The organism is Polaribacter vadi, assembly GCF_018861005.1.
Lineage (GTDB): Bacteria > Bacteroidota > Bacteroidia > Flavobacteriales > Flavobacteriaceae > Polaribacter > Polaribacter vadi_A.
The window spans coordinates 26,387-44,336 of sequence record NZ_JAHKQL010000006.1; the positions used below are offsets into that span (position 1 = coordinate 26,387).

At 29.8% G+C, this 17,950-nt stretch carries 11 protein-coding genes; 3 read left to right on the plus strand and 8 right to left on the minus strand.

Going from position 1 to position 17,950, the window contains the following annotated elements; all coding sequences use genetic code 11:
• Positions 1 to 38 precede the first annotated feature (38 nt).
• From KO506_RS04965 to KO506_RS04980, 4 genes are all read right to left on the minus strand, one after another.
• Positions 39 to 581: a DUF2911 domain-containing protein gene (locus KO506_RS04965; protein ID WP_215993791.1), complete on the minus strand. Its 543-nt coding sequence runs from the start codon at positions 579 to 581 to the stop codon at positions 39 to 41.
• 197 nt (positions 582 to 778) lie between these two features.
• A complete protein-coding gene (feoB, locus tag KO506_RS04970) occupies positions 779 to 2,890 on the minus strand; it encodes a ferrous iron transport protein B (protein ID WP_215993792.1) in 2,112 nt (703 codons plus the stop codon).
• Entirely contained in the window at positions 2,890 to 3,120 is a 231-nt protein-coding gene (locus KO506_RS04975; protein ID WP_215993793.1) for a FeoA family protein, read from the minus strand. Before KO506_RS04975 ends, feoB begins: the two co-directional genes overlap by 1 nt.
• 87 nt (positions 3,121 to 3,207) lie before the next feature.
• Entirely contained in the window at positions 3,208 to 3,888 is a 681-nt protein-coding gene (locus tag KO506_RS04980) for an SCO family protein (RefSeq protein WP_215993794.1), read from the minus strand.
• A 170-nt stretch (positions 3,889 to 4,058) separates the two neighbouring features.
• On the opposite strand from KO506_RS04980, the gene rseP reads away from it, so the two are divergent.
• Entirely contained in the window at positions 4,059 to 5,405 is a 1,347-nt protein-coding gene (rseP, locus tag KO506_RS04985) for an RIP metalloprotease RseP (RefSeq protein WP_215993795.1), read from the plus strand.
• A 582-nt stretch (positions 5,406 to 5,987) separates the two neighbouring features.
• Here rseP and KO506_RS04990 read toward each other — a convergent pair.
• The 4 genes from KO506_RS04990 to KO506_RS05005 all read right to left on the minus strand — a co-directional run bounded on the left by KO506_RS04990 (position 5,988) and on the right by KO506_RS05005 (position 13,909).
• Positions 5,988 to 7,604, minus strand: coding sequence for a RagB/SusD family nutrient uptake outer membrane protein (locus KO506_RS04990; RefSeq protein WP_215993796.1), 1,617 nt, complete (start codon positions 7,602 to 7,604; stop codon positions 5,988 to 5,990).
• Positions 7,605 to 7,634: 30 nt separating this feature from the next.
• Positions 7,635 to 10,766, minus strand: a complete 3,132-nt coding sequence (locus tag KO506_RS04995; RefSeq protein ID WP_215993797.1) for a SusC/RagA family TonB-linked outer membrane protein — start codon at positions 10,764 to 10,766, stop codon at positions 7,635 to 7,637.
• 287 nt (positions 10,767 to 11,053) lie between these two features.
• The gene (gene serA / locus KO506_RS05000; RefSeq protein ID WP_215993798.1) at positions 11,054 to 12,946 is read right to left on the minus strand and encodes a phosphoglycerate dehydrogenase; all 1,893 of its coding nucleotides are present in this window, start codon (positions 12,944 to 12,946) and stop codon (positions 11,054 to 11,056) included.
• Positions 12,947 to 13,087: 141 nt separating this feature from the next.
• Complete coding sequence (locus tag KO506_RS05005) at positions 13,088 to 13,909, minus strand: hypothetical protein (protein WP_215993799.1); 822 nt, start codon at positions 13,907 to 13,909, stop codon at positions 13,088 to 13,090.
• 186 nt (positions 13,910 to 14,095) lie between these two features.
• On the opposite strand from KO506_RS05005, the gene gcvP reads away from it, so the two are divergent.
• Together gcvP and KO506_RS05015 are read left to right on the plus strand one after the other, a co-directional pair.
• On the plus strand, positions 14,096 to 16,981 hold the full coding sequence (gene gcvP, locus KO506_RS05010; protein WP_215993800.1) for an aminomethyl-transferring glycine dehydrogenase: 2,886 nt from the start codon (positions 14,096 to 14,098) through the stop codon (positions 16,979 to 16,981).
• 147 nt (positions 16,982 to 17,128) lie between these two features.
• Positions 17,129 to 17,833 (plus strand): FadR/GntR family transcriptional regulator, encoded by a 705-nt coding sequence (locus KO506_RS05015; protein WP_215993801.1) that lies wholly within the window; start codon positions 17,129 to 17,131, stop codon positions 17,831 to 17,833.
• Positions 17,834 to 17,950 lie beyond the last annotated feature (117 nt).

Genomic DNA, 17,950 nt, shown 5'->3' on the forward strand with positions numbered 1-17,950 from the left:
ACTTTTGAGGTTTTTTATTTTTTATTGTTATCCGTTTTTTACCCTTTAACTGGCAAAGAAACAACTGTTTCTCCCCAAGCTAAATACATTGTTACGTTCTCTTCTTCACCATCAAAAGCAATAGAAAAAGCCTCAACAGATTCCTTTCTTTTAGAAACTTCTGCTGTAACTCTAACTACATCTTCATCTTCATCATAAAAATAAGAACCCCAAACATTTTTTTGATTACTTAAAATTACTGTCCATTTACCATCAGCAGGAATAGTAAATAACGTATAAGTACCTGCTTTTACTTTTTTATCTCCAAAAGTTACATTTTTATAAAATGTAATTTCTGCAGCTTCGTTTGCACCAGTTCTCCAAACTTTATCTTTTGGCGCTAGTTTTTCTAAAGATCTTCCTTTTAATTGCGGTCTACTGTAAATAACTTTTACTAATTTATCTGCATTTCTCCAGTTTACAGGATAAGCAGCTGCATCCATAGGACTTACATCTAATTTAGCAAATTCTTGAGCAAAAGTGTTTTTTGTTGAAATTAAAGCAATTGTAAATATTGCAATTGATAAAATAGCTTTTTTCATTTATTTTAAATTTATATTTTCTGTTTTGTGTTATAAAAGTAAAAAACCTTACAAAGACAATCCTTAAGTTTCTGTTAATATTTAATGACAATTGCAATCTGAACTGCAATTCTTATCTTTTTTTGATGGAAAAACGTACTTTTTTATTAAAAAAACAGCTGCTAAAGCCACTAAAAGATATACAATAACTTGTTGCATTAACTTAAAATTTGATAGGTTAATAATGATGAAACATAAGCCAATAATGCCATTCCAAACAACTGAATTAAAGGCCATTTCCAAGATTTTGTTTCACGTTTTACAATGGCTAAAGTTGCCATACATTGCATTGCAAAAGCATAAAAAACCATTAAAGACATACCCACAGGAAAATTAAATCGTTTTTTACCTGTATCAGGATTTATTTCAGAAGCCATTTTTTGTTTAATAGTTGTAGTATCTTCATCATCTGCTTCTACACTATAAATGGTAGCCAAAGTACCTACAAACACTTCACGAGCTGCAAAAGAGGTAATTAAAGCAATTCCTATTTTCCAATCGTAACCTAAAGGTTTAATAGCTGGTTCAATTGTTTTTCCTAAAACACCTATATACGATTTCTCTAATTTTACTGATGCTATTTTTTGCTGAAGCTCATCATCATTTAAATTCTGATTATCAACATTAGTAATTACACTTTGTTCAGCTTTTTTATAGTCTTCACCTCCATTAGATGCCAAAAACCATAATACAATAGAAAGTGCTAAAATAATTTTACCTGCTCCAAAAACAAATGCTTTAGTTTTTTCTAACACCTCATAAAAAACATTTTTAACTGATGGTATTTTGTAATTTGGCATTTCTACTACAAAAAAAGATTTTGTTTTAATCTTTAATGTTTTGTGTAAAATATAAGCAGCAATAATTGCTGACGCAAAACCTAAGAAATATAACAGTAACAAAACTAAACCTTGTAAGTTTAAAAACCCTAGAATTTTAGTGTCAGGAATTATCAATGCAATTAAAATAGCATAAACAGGTAAACGCGCAGAACAGGTTGTAAAGGGTGTAACTAAAATGGTAATTAAACGTTCTTTCCAACTAGAAATAGTTCTAGTTGCCATTATTGCAGGTATTGCACAAGCTGTACCTGAAATTAGCGGAATTACACTCTTACCATTCATACCAAAACGTCTCATAATTTTATCCATTAAAAAGACGACTCTACTCATATAACCAGTTTCTTCTAAAATAGCTATAAATAAAAATAGAATTGCAATTTGAGGTATAAAAATAATAACACCTCCAATTCCTGGAATTATACCTTCTATTAACAAATCTGTAAAAACACCTGTTGGTAAATTATTTTTTGCAAAGTCTGCCAATTGTGCAAATATGGTATCAATAAAATCCATAGGAATTGATGACCAATCAAAAATAGATTGAAAAATTACAAGTAAAATCAAACTAAAAAACACATATCCAAAAATTTTATGGGTAAAAATTTTATCTAATTTACCTCTTAAGTCTGTAGCTTTAGTTTTATCAATAATATAAGTTTTTTTTAAAATCTTATTTATTTCTTGATAACGATAAATGGTTTCTTTATGCTGATATTTTTTAAGCTTAGAAATATCTTGTTTAAAAGCTAAAAGTTTTTCTTTTTCTTCTTTAGTAATAGATTCTGGAAAATTATTTTGGGTAACCATTAACCACAATTGATACATTGAGAAGTTAGGGCTAATTTCTTTTAATTTTTCAAAATAATCTGGATCAATTTTAGAATCTATACTACATAAAGGAGACGCTTTTGCTGCAACATGACAACGAATTATAGCTTCTTTAACCTCTTTAATCCCTTCATTTTTTCTTGCACTAATAAGAACTATTTCTGTATTTAATTCTTCCTTTAAAAGAGATAAATCTATACTAATTCCTTTTCTATGCATTTGATCAACCATATTTATGACCAAAACTGTAGGAATTTCTAAATCTTTAATCTGCGAAAATAACAGTAAATTTCTTTTTAAATTTTCTATATCTGCAACCACAAGAATAACATCTGGTGAAGCTTTAATATCATTATTTAAAAGGGTTTTTAAAACGATACTTTCATCCAACGAAGTTGGATTTATACTGTAAGTACCAGGTAAATCTGTAATTATTGCATTCTGAGTAGGTGATAATTTACTTACTCCTTGTTTTTTATCTACAGTTACTCCTGGGTAATTCCCTACTTTTTGATTTAAACCAGTAAGTTGATTAAATAAAGAGGTTTTACCTGTATTAGGGTTACCAATTAAAGCAACTTTTATATCATTCTTAGACATTAATTACTTGCTTTAAGAATTTGAATTTTACTTGCTGTTTCTTTTCTAATTGCCAAATGACTGCCATTTACACAAATATAAAGTGGATCTTTTAATGGTGCAATTTGCACTAACTCTACTTCTGCACCTGGCAAACAGCCCATTTCTAATAATTTTAAAGGAATAAAATCTAATGATTCTTCAGAAATATAACCTATTTCACCAATATTTAAAGTTGCAATTGTACTCAATTCGTTTGTTATAAAAAGAATCCCGCAAAAAAAAGCGGGATATATTGTTCTCTACAAAGATAATACTTTAGAATGATTCTAAACAAGTTATTTAGTGCTATATTCTTCTTTTAATAGCGCAACATCTTCTTTTAATTTTACCATATCTTTTTTTTCTGTACCATCGTAAAATCCGCGAATGCGTCTTTCTTTATCAATTAACACAAATTGTTCTGTGTGTATAAAATCGTTTTCTCCTCCATCACCATCTTCAATCACTGCAAAATAACTTTTTCTAGCAAGTTCATAAATGTGCTTTTTAGAGCCAGTTGTAACATTCCATTTATTATCAATAACACCTTTATTAATGGCATATTCTTTTAAAACAGAAACGCTATCAATATTTGGAGTTACAGAATGAGATAAAAACATAATATCATCATCATTTTTATAAAATTCTTGTAATTCACTCATATTGTATGCCATTGCTATACAAATATTCGTACATCGTGTAAAAAAGAAATCTGCAACATAAATCTTATTTTCATAATTTTTATTGGTAATTATTTCTCCATTTTGATTTGTTAATTCAAAATTAGCAATTGTATGATCTTTGGTTATATGCTTTATTGAAGCATCAACTAAACTGGGATTTACATCAGCAGGGCTATAGACTTTTAATTTTTTATCAGATTTTAATAAATGATAAAAAACAGGGAGAGAAACTGCCGAAAAAACAATTAAAAATATTAATGTTGATTTACTTTTTTTGAAGAATTTAAAATCCATTAAACGAGTTATTTCTGCAAATTTACTGCTTAAAAATAGCTTAGAAAAGTGAGGCTAAATAAATTTGTACCAAAATGTTTGTTAAAAATAAAATCAACCTAAAATAGTTCTTTTTATCCAATCTTTAAAAACGTACATTTGTGCGTTTTTTAATTATGATTTAACGCTGAATGGAAATATTAATAAAAGCATCGCAATTTATTTTAAGTTTATCTTTATTAATTGTTTTGCACGAATTGGGGCACTTTATCCCTGCAAAATTATTTAAAACAAGAGTAGAAAAATTCTATCTATTTTTTGATTATAAATTTTCTTTAATTAAGAAAAAAGTTGGTGAAACTGTTTATGGTATTGGTTGGATTCCTTTAGGAGGTTATGTAAAAATCTCTGGAATGATTGATGAAAGTATGGATACTGAACAAATGAAACAACCAGCCCAACCTTGGGAGTTTCGCTCAAAACCAGCTTGGCAACGTTTAATAATTATGTTAGGTGGTGTTTTTGTAAACTTTGTTTTGGGTATTTTTATTTACATTATGTTGATGTATGCTTATGGAGAAAAATATCTGCCTAATGAAAACGTAAAAGATGGTATTTGGGTACAAGACTCTTTAGCTATGAATTTAGGTTTACAAACTGGTGATAAAATTTTAACTATTGATGGACAGAAAATTAAAAAATTCTCTGGTTTAACTTTAGAGTTTATCAACGGAAATAATTTTCAGATTGAAAGAAATGGAGTTGTAATTGATAAGGAAATTCCTACAGATTTTATTTCTCAATTAATGGATCGTGGCAAAGATGCTGGTGCATTTTTATACCCACGTTATCCATTTGCTATTGCAGAAGTTTCTGAAGATTCACCTAATATAGATTCAGAGCTTAAAGCTAAAGATATTATTACTGCTATAAATGGTAATAGTTTAAAATATTATGATGAAGCAGAAGAAGTATTATCTAATTACAAAGGACAAGAAGTAACTGCAACCATAAAAAGAGGAACTGAAACAAAAGATATTCAATTAAAAATTACAGATGAAGGCAAAGTAGGTGTTGCATTTGCAGGATTAAAATATAAAGATTTAGAAAAACTAGGTTACTATGACTTAGCTGATATAGAATATTCTTTTGCAGAAGCTATACCTGCTGGATGGAACAAATCTTGGAAAACATTAACTGATTATGTTAAACAATTAAAGAAAATCTTTAACCCAAGTACAGGTGCTTATAAAGGTTTAGGTGGTTTTATTTCTATTGGTAGTATTTTTCCTGATGAATGGAGTGCAGAATCTTTCTGGAATATTACAGCTTTCTTATCTATTATGTTAGGTTTTATGAACCTTTTACCAATTCCGGCTTTAGATGGTGGTCATGTAGTTTTTACACTTTGGGAAATGATTACAGGTAAAAAACCTGGTGATAAATTTTTAGAATACGCTCAAGTAGTTGGCTTTGTTTTATTAGTTGCACTACTACTCTTTGCAAACGGAAATGATATTTTTAGGCTATTTAAATAAACTATAAAGCATTTATATTATTGAAAAACCTCGCAATTGCGAGGTTTTTTTAGTTTTAAATAGAACGATTTATGATTGGAATCCAAGTATATCTTGTGTTGCATTTATCGCATGCATAAGAATGTGAACCTGGAATTAGCTTTACATACCAATCCCTTTTCATTCTATATCTTGATGTAGATTTACATTTGGGACAAGCTTTCATAATTAGTTATATTTGTTTAGACCCCATTAAAATAACTAATTATCAAAGAGTTAACAAGTTCTAAATTAACCAATATGTAATCTAAATTAATATTTAAGAGCTTATATGAGTTTCTATTAAATAAATAATTTTAACATTAATTCTTAACTAATAACGAAAATTCTTATTAAAAATCAGAAGTTAAAATGATACTAAACCTTCATTTTAATTTATAAATGAAATTAACTCAATACTTTTTATAAATCTTTGAACTATTCATTTTGAAAAATTTTCATATAAAAAAACCAGAACAATTACTTGTTCTGGTTTTAATATCTATTGCAAAACTGTCAGAATAATATATCTGACAATTTAAAAACTAATTATTAGCTTAAATCTTAGTTTTGATCTGCTTCAGTTAAGTTTGGATTTGCATCAATTTCATCTTGTGGAATTTTCCATATCCAAGCATCGTTTACAAAAGGCTTGTCTTGCATAAATCCATCTCTATATAATACTTCAGAAGCTCCAGAATTGGTCATATCAATTCCTTCATCCCAACGAATGTGATCATGGAAACTGAAACCTTCACCATAAAGTTCAATAGCTCTTTGCCATTTAATATGGTCCATTAAATCATCTTGTGTAGCAAATGCTGTAGCATCATAAGCAGAATCTCTGCTAGATCCAAATACTTGTAATACAGCTTGCGCACCAGAAACATCATTTAACATTGCTTTAGCTTCTGCTTCAATTAAATACATTTCAGCAGATCTCATATAGATAACATCATCTGGATCAATACCTCCTGGATTAGATTGTAAAAATTTAACAGCCATATATGGGTGAGTATTATGACCAGTAGTCATACCATATTCATTAATTATATCTTCCCAAGCACCCCAGAAATCGTCTGCATTATCATAATTTGGATCAGTTTCAAAACTACCTCCTAAACCATTAGATGCAGAAGAATTTGTATTTGGCGCTAAAGGTAATGCCATATTAATTCTAAAGTCTGTGTCTGGTATTGCATCATAAGCCTCATTATTAATCATTTTAGGGTTTGTTCTATTCTGACTTCCGTTAAAAGTTGGAGAGATGTAATAGAAATAAGATTGAAAATAATTTGTTTCAGCATCGATTACTGTACCTGCCCAAATTACCTCAGACAAATCTGCAGAATTAAAACCTGATAACCAAGCAGACTCAGATAATAATGGAAAACCATCTCTTGCTGCAGCTGCTGCTGTAGCTGCTGCTGCCCAATTACCTTGAGTTAAATCTATTCTTGCTTTAATACCTTGTGCTGCATTAATAGATAAGTGAGATTTATTATCAGGGCTAGAAGCACCATTAAAAAAACTAATTGAATTAGCAATATCAGAATTAATTTGATCATACACTACTTGTACAGTAGATCTAGCTTCACTAGTATAAGGTGCACCTGCAACTAATAATAATGGTACCCCAGGATCTGTAGATGGAGAACCAATTAAATAACCTTTAGCATAAGTAGCTACTAATTGGTGATAAGCCCAAGCTCTATATGCATATGCTTGACCAAGGATATTTCTAATATCTGGGTCTGTAGTTTCGTAACCATTATCTGCAATTAAGTTTATTAAATTATTTGCAGTAGCTACAAAGTGATAACGCTCATACCAAAAGTTATTTACTGTTGTAAAAGTAGAGTTAGTATGTGTTAACCAACGTAAATCACTTGTCATCCAACCATTACCTGGTGATGAGTGAATCATATCTCCACCCATAGCATCTAATGATGGCATAAAGTGACTCTGACCACTCCTACTTGAAGCTGTACCTGATAATGGGTTTTGAGCATACATTTGTCTATGCAAACCATTAAGTACCAAAAACATATTATTTACACTTGCAAAAGCGTCTCCTTCTGATATAGAATCTGTTGGTGTTGTTTCAAGAAAATCTTCTGAACAACTTGTAACAAAAACTACTAGTATCCCTAAAATTAATAGGTTTATTTTTCGTAACATATTGTAATATTTTATAATTATTATTATTTTTTAGAAAGATAAATTTAACCCCATTGTAATTATCTTAGAAGGATTAAAGTCGTTTCCACCTTGTGTACCTGCTAAGTTATATTGAGGATTAATTCCTTTTCTTTTTGCATTGATAAATAGGTTTTCTCCAGAAAGAGAAAGACGTAAATTAGTTAAACCTAATTTTTCTGCTACACTTTTATCTAAATTATAACCTAAGTTTACGTTTCTTAATGCTAAATAAGAAGCATCAGTTAAAAAACGAGTTGAACCAGCAATACTTTGATTTGGGTTTCCATTTTCTAAACGTGGAACATCAGTAATATCTCCTGGATTTCTCCAAGCATTTTCTGCATCAACGTGTAATGATCTACCATAAGTACCTGCATGCATTGCGTTAGAGTAACCACCATCTAAGATTTTACCTCCAAGACCAAATGTGAATAAGAAATCTAAAGAAAATTGCTTGTAACTAAAAGAGTTAGAAAGTGAACCAATTACATCTGGTATACTACTATCTCCTGTGTAAGCTTCACCTGCTGCTTGATAATCGTTTGTTGTAGCTTGTGTACCATCTGCGTTTAAAACTGGTACTCTAGTTCCTGCTTCTAAATCATCTTCGAACATATAGTAAAGTGCATCACCATTATCTGAATCTACTCCTGCAAAGTGATAAATGTAATAATCATATCTAGATCTACCAACTTCCCAACGTTTAGACCCATTATCTGCAGGGCTATCTAATTTAGTAATTTCATTCTTAAAAGTAGAAGCTTGTACAGTTAAATCCCAATTAAAATCGTTTGATTTAATTAAATGACCTGTTAAACCAACTTCAATACCTTGATTATAAATATCTCCAACATTAGTTGGTGCTTCATTTAATCCTTCAGAAATTGGAATAGGTAAGTTATATAATAAATCTTTATTTGTTTTCTTATAGAATTCTACAGAACCATCAATAAGGTTATTAAATAATCCAAACTCTAAAGCAACATCCCAACTAATTTGGTTTTCCCACTCTAAAAGAGTATTACCTGTTGTACTCCAAAAGATACCAGGAGAACCTGCATTTGGTAAAATTTCATATAATGCTTGAGACGCATAATAACTACCAATTCTTTCGTTACCTATCTCTCCATAAGAAGCTCTTAATTTTAATCTATCTACAAAAGAAACGTTTTCCATAAATTTTTCTTGGTCTATTCTCCAAGAACCACCTACAGAATAAAATGTTCCCCATCTTGCATCTTTAGAAAATCTTGATGTACCATCTCTTCTTACAGAAGCACTTAAATAATATTTACTATCAAAGTTATAGTTTAACCTTGCAAAATATCCTTCAATTTTATGTTCAGTTGTACTACCATCTACATTATCTCCAGCAGCAAAGTTATCAAACTCATAAATACCTGTTGCAGTTTGAGTATTAGCAATACCTCCCATAGCTGAATAGTTTCTATCCATACTTTCATGACCTAAAGTAACATCTAAGTTATGTATGTCATTAAAAGATTTACCATAAGTTAAGATTTGAGTAAAGTTTTCTATAACTCTTCTATATCTGTCTTCACTATATCTACCTGTTGGTGCTCCATCACCTACGATTTCATTTTCGTAACCTTTAATGATATTATCTTGAATATCTCTACCATAAGTTACTTTAGCTTTTAATCCATCTAAAATTCCGATTTCTAAATAGTTTCTAAATCCATAAAGGTTTAATCTATTTACATCTTCATTTAAAATTAACTCTGCAATACCATGTCTACCTGGGTTATATGGTCTTGTTTGAATATTGTAATCTGGGTATCCTTCTCCTAAATCATATAATGGATTACCAGCTGTATCATTGATAATAGCACCATCATTGTCTACCTGATAAACAGGATAAATAGGACCTAAATCTGTTGCCCAACTAAAAGGGTTTACAATAGAACTTGTACCTCCACTTGTTGGCCCATGAGAATCTGTAGTTGTAATATAAACACTACCACCAATAGAAATATTTTCAGTTGGTTGAAAATCTGCATTTATTCTATTTGTAACTCTTTCGTAATCACTTTCTATTACGTAACCTTTTTCTTTTAAAAATGAAGCAGAGTAAAATACATTATAGTTATCACCACCAGAAGCTACATTTACAGAATGGTTTTCTCTAGAACCTGTTCTTTCTAAATAATCGAACCAGTTTAAAGATTGGTATTTAAGATTAGCATCTGGGTTTATCTTACCATCAGTACCAACAATTTGATCATTAGCAACATCAAAAGGATTATAACCTAATTGATTAAAAATTGTAGCAGAAGCTTGAGCCTCTACATCTGTACCACTTAAAGTATTTTTGTAAGCTTCCCACATTAACTCATAGTAAGATTTTGCTCCTACTGTTTCGTAGTTATCAATAGCTCTTGTAATAACACTATATTGAGTAGATGCATTTACAGCTAATTTACCTTTTTTACCTTTTTTAGTAGTAATAATAACAACACCATTTGCTGCTCTAGAACCATATAAAGAAGTAGATGCTGCATCTTTTAATACTGTCATAGAAGCAATATCATCTTGATTGATTGAACTTAAAGAACCATCAAATTGCATACCATCTACGATATATAATGGAGCAGTACTACCATTAAGGGTACCAACACCACGAATTACTATACCTGGAGAAGAACCTGGCTGACCTGAAGCAGAAATAAACTGAACACCAGTTGCTTTACCTTCTATGGCAGCAATTGGAGAAGTAACAGTTCTAAGTGCTAAATCTTTTTCACCAACAACATCTGCAGAACCTGTAAATGCTTCTTTTGTAGTTGTACCATAAGCAACAACAATTACTTCTTCTAAAACACTACTATCTTCTACCATAGAAATATTAATAGTAGTAGAGTTCCCTACAGTTTTCTCAACTGTTTTGTAACCTAAGTAACGAAAAACTAACACATCTCCTTTTGCAGCAGAAATAGTGTATTTTCCATCAAAATCTGTTTCTGCACCTGTAGATGTACCTTTAACTAATACACTTACACCTGGTAAAACGCCTGAATCCTCGGATACAGTACCTGTAACCGACAATTTTTGAGCACTAATTGAAGTGATTACTCCCAAGAGAAATACCAACAACAACGCTTTTTTGTTAATTTGTTTCATAAAAAATTTGAATTGATTTATATTAATATCGAACGAAACTAAAAATTTTGTTAATATAATTCGCAACTATTTCAGATTTTAACAATACTACATGCGCGTATTTAACATTTTGTTAACTTTGTTGTTTTCCTTATCATTTATTAAAAAAGGGTGTTTTAGATGTGATTTTATAAGTATTTAACAGCATATAAGCCTTTTAACTTACACTTTATAAATGGCTATCTCATAAAAAAGCCTCTAAATGCTTTTTAACACTTAGAGGCTTAAATTTATCTTATAAAATAATGTTAATACAATACTCTAAATTTAATAGTACCTTCAACTTCTCTTAATTCGTCTATAACTTCTTTATTATACTCTTTATCTAAATCAGTAATAACATAACCTACTTTAGGGTCTGTAGATAAATATTGCCCACTAATATTCAATTCGTATTTTGCTAAAATCTTATTGATTTCTGCCATTACTCCTGGAACATTTTTATGGATATGCAAAAAACGATGTGCATTCGTTTGTCTTGGTAAACGAATATTTGGAAAATTCACAGCGTCTACAGTATTACCTGAATTAATATAAGCCATAATCTTACTTGGTACAAAATCTGCAATATCTCTTTGTGCTTCTTCTGTACTACCACCAACGTGAGGTGTTAAAATAACATTATCTAAACCTCTTAACTCTGTTTCAAACTCACCATTTTTTCTTGGTTCAGAAGGATATACATCAATTGCAGCACCTGCTATTTTTTTACTTTTTAAAGCAGTTACCAAAGCTGGAATATCGACTACAAAACCACGTGCTAGATTTACCAATACAGCACCATCTTTCATCTGAGAAATTTCTTTTTCTCCAAAGAAGTTTTTATTTGCTGCATTATCATCTACATGTAAACTTACTGCATCAGAAATAGCTAAAAGTTCTTCTAATGAATTCATTTTTGTAGCATTCCCTAAAGAAAGTTTATCTTCTACATCATAATAATGAACATCCATACCTAAAGCTTCAGCTAAAACAGATAATTGCTTACCAATATTACCATAACCAACTATACCTAGTTTTTTACCACGAACTTCTCTAGAACCTGCTGCTGTTTTTTGCCACTGACCATTATGTATTTCTGTACTTCTTTGAAAAACAGAACGCATTAACATAATAATTTCTCCAATAGCTAATTCTACTACAGAACGTGTATTACTGTAAGGTGCATTAAAAACAACAACTCCTCTTTCTTTACAAGCATCTAAGTTAATTTGTTTAGTTCCAATACAAAATGCACTAACTACCATTAACTTTTCTGCTGCATCAACTACTTTTTGAGTTACTTGTGTTTTAGATCGAATACCTAAAACGTGTACGTCTTTTATTTTTTCTATCAATTCATCTTCTGATAAACTTTTAGAAACCGTTTCTACAGAAAACCCATCTCCAGATAACTTTGTAAAAGCATCTTTATGTACGTTTTCTAATAATAAAATTTTAATTCTGTTCTTTGGGTAACTTATATTTCTTGGCAACTTGTTAACGTATAAAAATTCATCTAAATTTGGCGCAATATGGTCTGCGTTTTTTGTTGTTTTATCTCTAGAAACATTTTCTGTATATGCAAAAAACTTATCTGCTACACCTGCTTCTCGAGTTACATAATCGCTGTAACCATCTCCAATTACTTGTATTTCTCCATCAAGGTTCATATCACTTAAACACTTGATTTTTCCATTATGTTGTGATAAAGGATTATTAGCGTCAAAGCTAACAATTTTTCCATCAGTATCAAATTCAAAAGTATTTGCATATACTCTTTCTGATGGTATATTGTATTCTGCAACAATAGGATCTATAAACTCTTTAAATCCGCAGGAAATCACATAAATATCGTCTGCAAAATCTTCAAAAAATTCTTTATTACTTTCTATAGATTTAGATACTTGTTTCTTAAGCGCTTTTATTAAACCTTCTAAATCAGATTTATTCGCATTTAATAACTTAATTCTTCTTTCTAAAGATTCTGTAAAAGAGATTTCACCATCAATTCCTAAATTGGTAATATCTATAATTTGTTGAATAATTTCGTCTTTCTTAGGGTTATTTTGTAGCGTAATTTCGGCTAAAACATCTAAGGCTTCTACACGTGTTAAAGTGCTGTCAAAGTCGAAAATGTAATTTCTTTTTGTAGTAATCATTACTTTAAAATCTTAATTGAATTTAAGTGAGTAAATCTACAAATATAGTGGGGAATTAAGAAGTAAGTTAGCAGTTTTATGATATAAATTTAATTTCTTGGAATTCTTTAAAAAACATTTTAAAAAAAAGGCACTTTCTAATTAAAAATTATCAAATCCTAAAAGTATTAACCACCAAACAATTGGTAAAGATTCTATGTAAAACGAACTGTAGTATTTAGATTGGTCTATTTTGGCTCTCATTAAGAAAATAATCACCAAAAAAAAGAAAATCATAAAAGGAGTTTTTACTGTGTTTGATGTTGAAGTTAAATATTCTAAAATCAACGAAAAAACCATTAACATTAAACCCAATCTTTTTGTTTTTTCTACACCAATTTTCTTTGGTATAGTTTGTAGAGAAATTGCATCATATTTTACATCTCTAATATCAAAAGGTAAAATTAAAACTACTACAATTAAAAAACGCTGCAACATTAACAAAACAATATTAATCGCGGCTTGTTTCTCTTCTTCCATTGCAGGAATTAAAACAGTAAAACCAGCCCAAACTAAGGCTACAACTACAATTTTAAGAGAACTAACTTCTCTTAAAGTTTTATCAAATCCGCTTAAAAAAGGTACACCATATAAAATAGTTAATGCAATAAATGGAAGTGTATAGTATAACGTTTTTATAGGAACTAAATATGCATAATAACACAGCCCTAGAAAACAAAAAAACGAAAAAATTTGAATTACTTTTAAGCTATTTGTTAAACTTCTATGGTGCAATTTTGCGACACCTGCATATTTTACAAAATTATAACCTGTTATTGTGCCAAAAAATACAAAATAATTTAAGTTTGAGTTAAAAGGTAAATCAAAATAAATTTCTGTGATTCTTAAAAAAGCATATACAGCTATAGCAACGTGAATGCTAGCTTTAATATAAAAGTCGAAAATAAATTTTAAGAATCTCATTTTACAAAAGTAAAGTTTATGTTAATAACATTTTAATTTGGTTGATAATTAACAGACTTTTATCATTTTTAATAGAACTTTAGAACTCATTAAATCGCTATTTTTGTTGTTTTTTAAAATCGATAAAATTCGTTAAGAATTTAAACGACTAAATCGATTGAAATAAGACTTTAAAAACTTTATTTAATGAACACAAATTCGTTTCAATTAAGGCATATTGGGCCAAATGCAAATGAGCAAGAAAAGATGTTAAAAGCTATTAAAGCAGATAGTTTAGAGCAACTGATTTATGAAACTGTACCAGATAATATCCGTTTAAAAGATGATTTAGATTTAGATCCTGCAATGAGCGAATATGAATACTTACAGCATATTAACGCCCTTGCTAATAAAAATAAAGTTTTTAAAACCTATATTGGTTTAGGTTACCATGAAGCGATTGTACCTAGTGTAATTCAAAGAAATATTTTAGAAAACCCAGGTTGGTACACAGCTTATACACCTTACCAAGCAGAAATTGCACAAGGTCGTTTAGAAGCCTTGTTAAATTACCAAACAATGGTTTGCGATTTAACAGGAATGGAATTAGCAAATGCTTCTTTGTTAGACGAATCTACTGCTGCTGCAGAAGCTATGGCCTTATTGTTTGATGTTAGAGAACGTGCAAAGAAAAAAGCTGGCGCTAATAAGTTTTTTGTTTCTGATGAAATTCTACCACAAACTTTATCTTTATTACAAACACGCTCCACTCCTATTGGTATAGAACTAGTAATAGGAAGCCATGAAGAATTTGATTTTTCTGATGAATATTTTGGAGCAATTTTACAATATCCTGGAAAATTTGGTCAAATTTTTGATTATGAAAATTTTGTTACAAAAGCCAATGAAAATGATATTAAAGTAGCAGTTGCTGCTGATATATTATCACTAGTAAAACTAAAAGCTCCTGGTGAATTTGGTGCTTCTGTAGTTGTAGGAACCACACAACGTTTTGGAATCCCATTAGGTTATGGAGGACCTCATGCTGCTTATTTTGCTACCAAAGAAAAATATAAAAGAAGTATTCCAGGACGTATTATTGGTGTTACTAAAGACATGAATGGTAAGCGTGCTTTAAGAATGGCATTGCAAACTAGAGAACAACATATTAAAAGAGAAAGAGCAACTTCTAATATTTGTACAGCACAAGTTTTATTGGCAGTTATGGCTGGTATGTATGCAGTTTACCATGGTAAAAATGGTTTACAATATATTGCTGATACAGTTCATAATAAAACAAAATTAGTTGCAGACTTTTTAGAAAAGGCTGGTTTTAAACAACTAAACTCATCTTATTTTGATACGCTTTTAGTAGAAATTGATGCCATTAGATTAAAACCAATTGCAGAATCTTTTAAAGTAAACTTTAATTATGTAGATGATAATTCTGTTTCTATTTCTATAAACGAAGCTACAACTCAAAAAGATTTAATGACTTTGTTTACCATTTTTGGTCAGATGAAAAAAAGACCAAACCCTGTAAATGAAGAAAATTACGATACCTTTTCTCAAATTTTAACTCAAGAACCATTTCATTCAGATTTTGAAGTTATTAATGATTCTGTTTCTAGAAACACATCTTTCTTAGATAACGAAGTGTTTAATACATATCATTCAGAAACAGATATGATGCGTTATATAAAGAAACTAGAACGCAAAGATTTAGCTTTAAATCATTCTATGATTTCTTTAGGTTCTTGTACAATGAAATTGAATGCAGCATCAGAAATGCTGCCTTTAAGTAATCCTAATTGGGGAAATATTCATCCATTTGTACCTTTAAATCAAGCGCAAGGTTATCAAGAAGTTCTTAAAAAGTTAGAACATCAATTGAATATTATTACTGGTTTTGCAGGAACTTCTTTACAACCAAATTCTGGTGCACAAGGTGAGTTTGCTGGTTTAATGACTATAAGAGCTTATCATCAATCTAGAAACGAATCACATAGAAATATTTGTATTATTCCTGCTTCTGCACATGGTACAAACCCTGCTTCTGCTGTTATGGCTGGTATGAAAGTGATTGTAACCAAAACTGCCGAAAATGGTAATATTGATGTTGCTGATTTACTAGAAAAAGCAGAATTACATTCAGATAATTTAGCAGCGTTAATGGTAACTTACCCATCTACACATGGTGTTTTTGAAAGTGAAATTAAAGAAATCACTAAAATTATTCATGATAATGGTGGTCAAGTTTATATGGATGGTGCAAATATGAATGCTCAGGTTGGTTTAACAAACCCTGCAACAATTGGCGCAGATGTTTGTCATTTAAACCTACACAAAACCTTTGCTATTCCTCATGGAGGAGGTGGTCCAGGTGTTGGCCCTATTTGTGTTGCACATCAACTAGTCCCTTTTTTACCTACAAATCCTGTAATAGAAACTGGTGGAGAAAATGCAATTACAGCAATTTCATCTGCTCCTTGGGGCTCTGCTTTAGTTTGCCTAATTTCTTATGGATACATAACCATGCTAGGTTTTAGAGGATTAACCAACTCTACAAAAAATGCAATTTTGAATGCAAATTATATTAAAGAGCGTTTAAATGGTCATTTTGATACTTTGTATACAGGCGAAAAAGGACGTGCAGCTCACGAAATGATTATTGATTGTAGAGACTTTAAACAAAAAGGGATTGAAGTTGTAGACATTGCCAAACGTTTAATGGATTATGGTTTCCATGCTCCAACTGTTTCTTTTCCTGTTGGTGGCACAATGATGATAGAGCCAACAGAATCTGAATCTATTGCTGAACTTGATCGTTTTTGTGATGCAATGATTGCTATTCGTGAAGAAATTAAAAATGCAACGAAAGAGGATGCAAATAATCCTTTAAAAAATGCACCTCATACTCAAGAAATGCTAACTGCAGATGATTGGCAATTGCCATATACCAGAAAACAAGCAGCTTTTCCTTTAGATTATATTGCTGATAATAAATTCTGGCCAACTGTAAGAAGAGTAGATGATGCTTTTGGTGATAGAAATTTAAATTGTTCTTGTACCCCAATTGAAGATTATATGTAGAAGAAATTATGTCTTAAAAAAAATAATTTTAATAAAATTATACAAATAACTATTAAATTATTATTGATAAATAAATAAATTTGATAGCTTTATGAATTATTATAGACATACAATAGAAAACACATAATTAATTGATTGATTATTTAAATGAAGATTAGCTTAATAGATTCTAATGAAAATAGAATTTTACAAAATGATATTATTAGAAAAATTAGAGATTTAATAAACTCTAAAAATTTAGAACGTGGAGAAAAATTACCTTCTGAACGTGTTATTTCTGAAAAAATTAATATCAAAAGAAATCATATTAAAGAGGCAATTAAAAGGTTAGAGTTTTATGGAGTTGTAAAATCAATATCGCAAAGTGGTACATTTTTATCTATTGGCTTAACAGGTTTTAACGGAATTGTAGAAGAAATTTTAACAATAGATTCTCCTTCTTTTATAGAACTCGCAGAAACTAGAATTTCTCTAGAATTAAAAACTGTTGCATTGGCTTCTAAAAGAAGAACAGAAGAGGATTTAATTAGAATTGAAAAAACGCTTAAAGCATTTGAATTAAAAATCACTAATGGGCAAGATTATTTAGAAGAAGATTTATTGTTTCATTTAGCAATTGCTAAAGCAAGTAAAAACAGTACAATGCTTTCTGTTATGCTTTTAATAATACCACCAATTTTAGATACTTACGAAAGAGATGCTGTTTGCGATGGTGATCAAGTTATTTCAGAAATAAATAAACATAAAGATATTTATTTAGCAATAAAAGCAAAAAACACTAAGAAAGCTGAAGAAATGATGCAAAAACATTTCTTTAAATTATCTAAGTTTATAGAAAATAAAAAAGCTTAAAACAGACTTATATTACCAGTAAACTAACATTTAAATTCCTCAGATTTTCTTTTCGGATTCACTTATTATTTATAACAAAAAATAGTCTTCAATTTTTTATAATCAATCCGTTTAAAA

Excerpts from the sequence above, each read along its gene's own strand:
- KO506_RS05015 (WP_215993801.1), top strand. The coding sequence starts at position 17,129 with ATGAAGATTAGCTTAATAGATTCTAATGAAAATAGAATTTTACAAAAT.
- rseP (WP_215993795.1), top strand. The coding sequence starts at position 4,059 with ATGGAAATATTAATAAAAGCATCGCAATTTATTTTAAGTTTATCTTTA.
- KO506_RS04965 (WP_215993791.1), bottom strand. The coding sequence starts at position 581 with ATGAAAAAAGCTATTTTATCAATTGCAATATTTACAATTGCTTTAATT.
- gcvP (WP_215993800.1), top strand. The coding sequence starts at position 14,096 with ATGAACACAAATTCGTTTCAATTAAGGCATATTGGGCCAAATGCAAAT.
- KO506_RS05005 (WP_215993799.1), bottom strand. The coding sequence starts at position 13,909 with ATGAGATTCTTAAAATTTATTTTCGACTTTTATATTAAAGCTAGCATT.
- KO506_RS04980 (WP_215993794.1), bottom strand. The coding sequence starts at position 3,888 with ATGGATTTTAAATTCTTCAAAAAAAGTAAATCAACATTAATATTTTTA.
- feoB (WP_215993792.1), bottom strand. The coding sequence starts at position 2,890 with ATGTCTAAGAATGATATAAAAGTTGCTTTAATTGGTAACCCTAATACA.
- KO506_RS04995 (WP_215993797.1), bottom strand. The coding sequence starts at position 10,766 with ATGAAACAAATTAACAAAAAAGCGTTGTTGTTGGTATTTCTCTTGGGA.
- serA (WP_215993798.1), bottom strand. The coding sequence starts at position 12,946 with ATGATTACTACAAAAAGAAATTACATTTTCGACTTTGACAGCACTTTA.
- KO506_RS04990 (WP_215993796.1), bottom strand. The coding sequence starts at position 7,604 with ATGTTACGAAAAATAAACCTATTAATTTTAGGGATACTAGTAGTTTTT.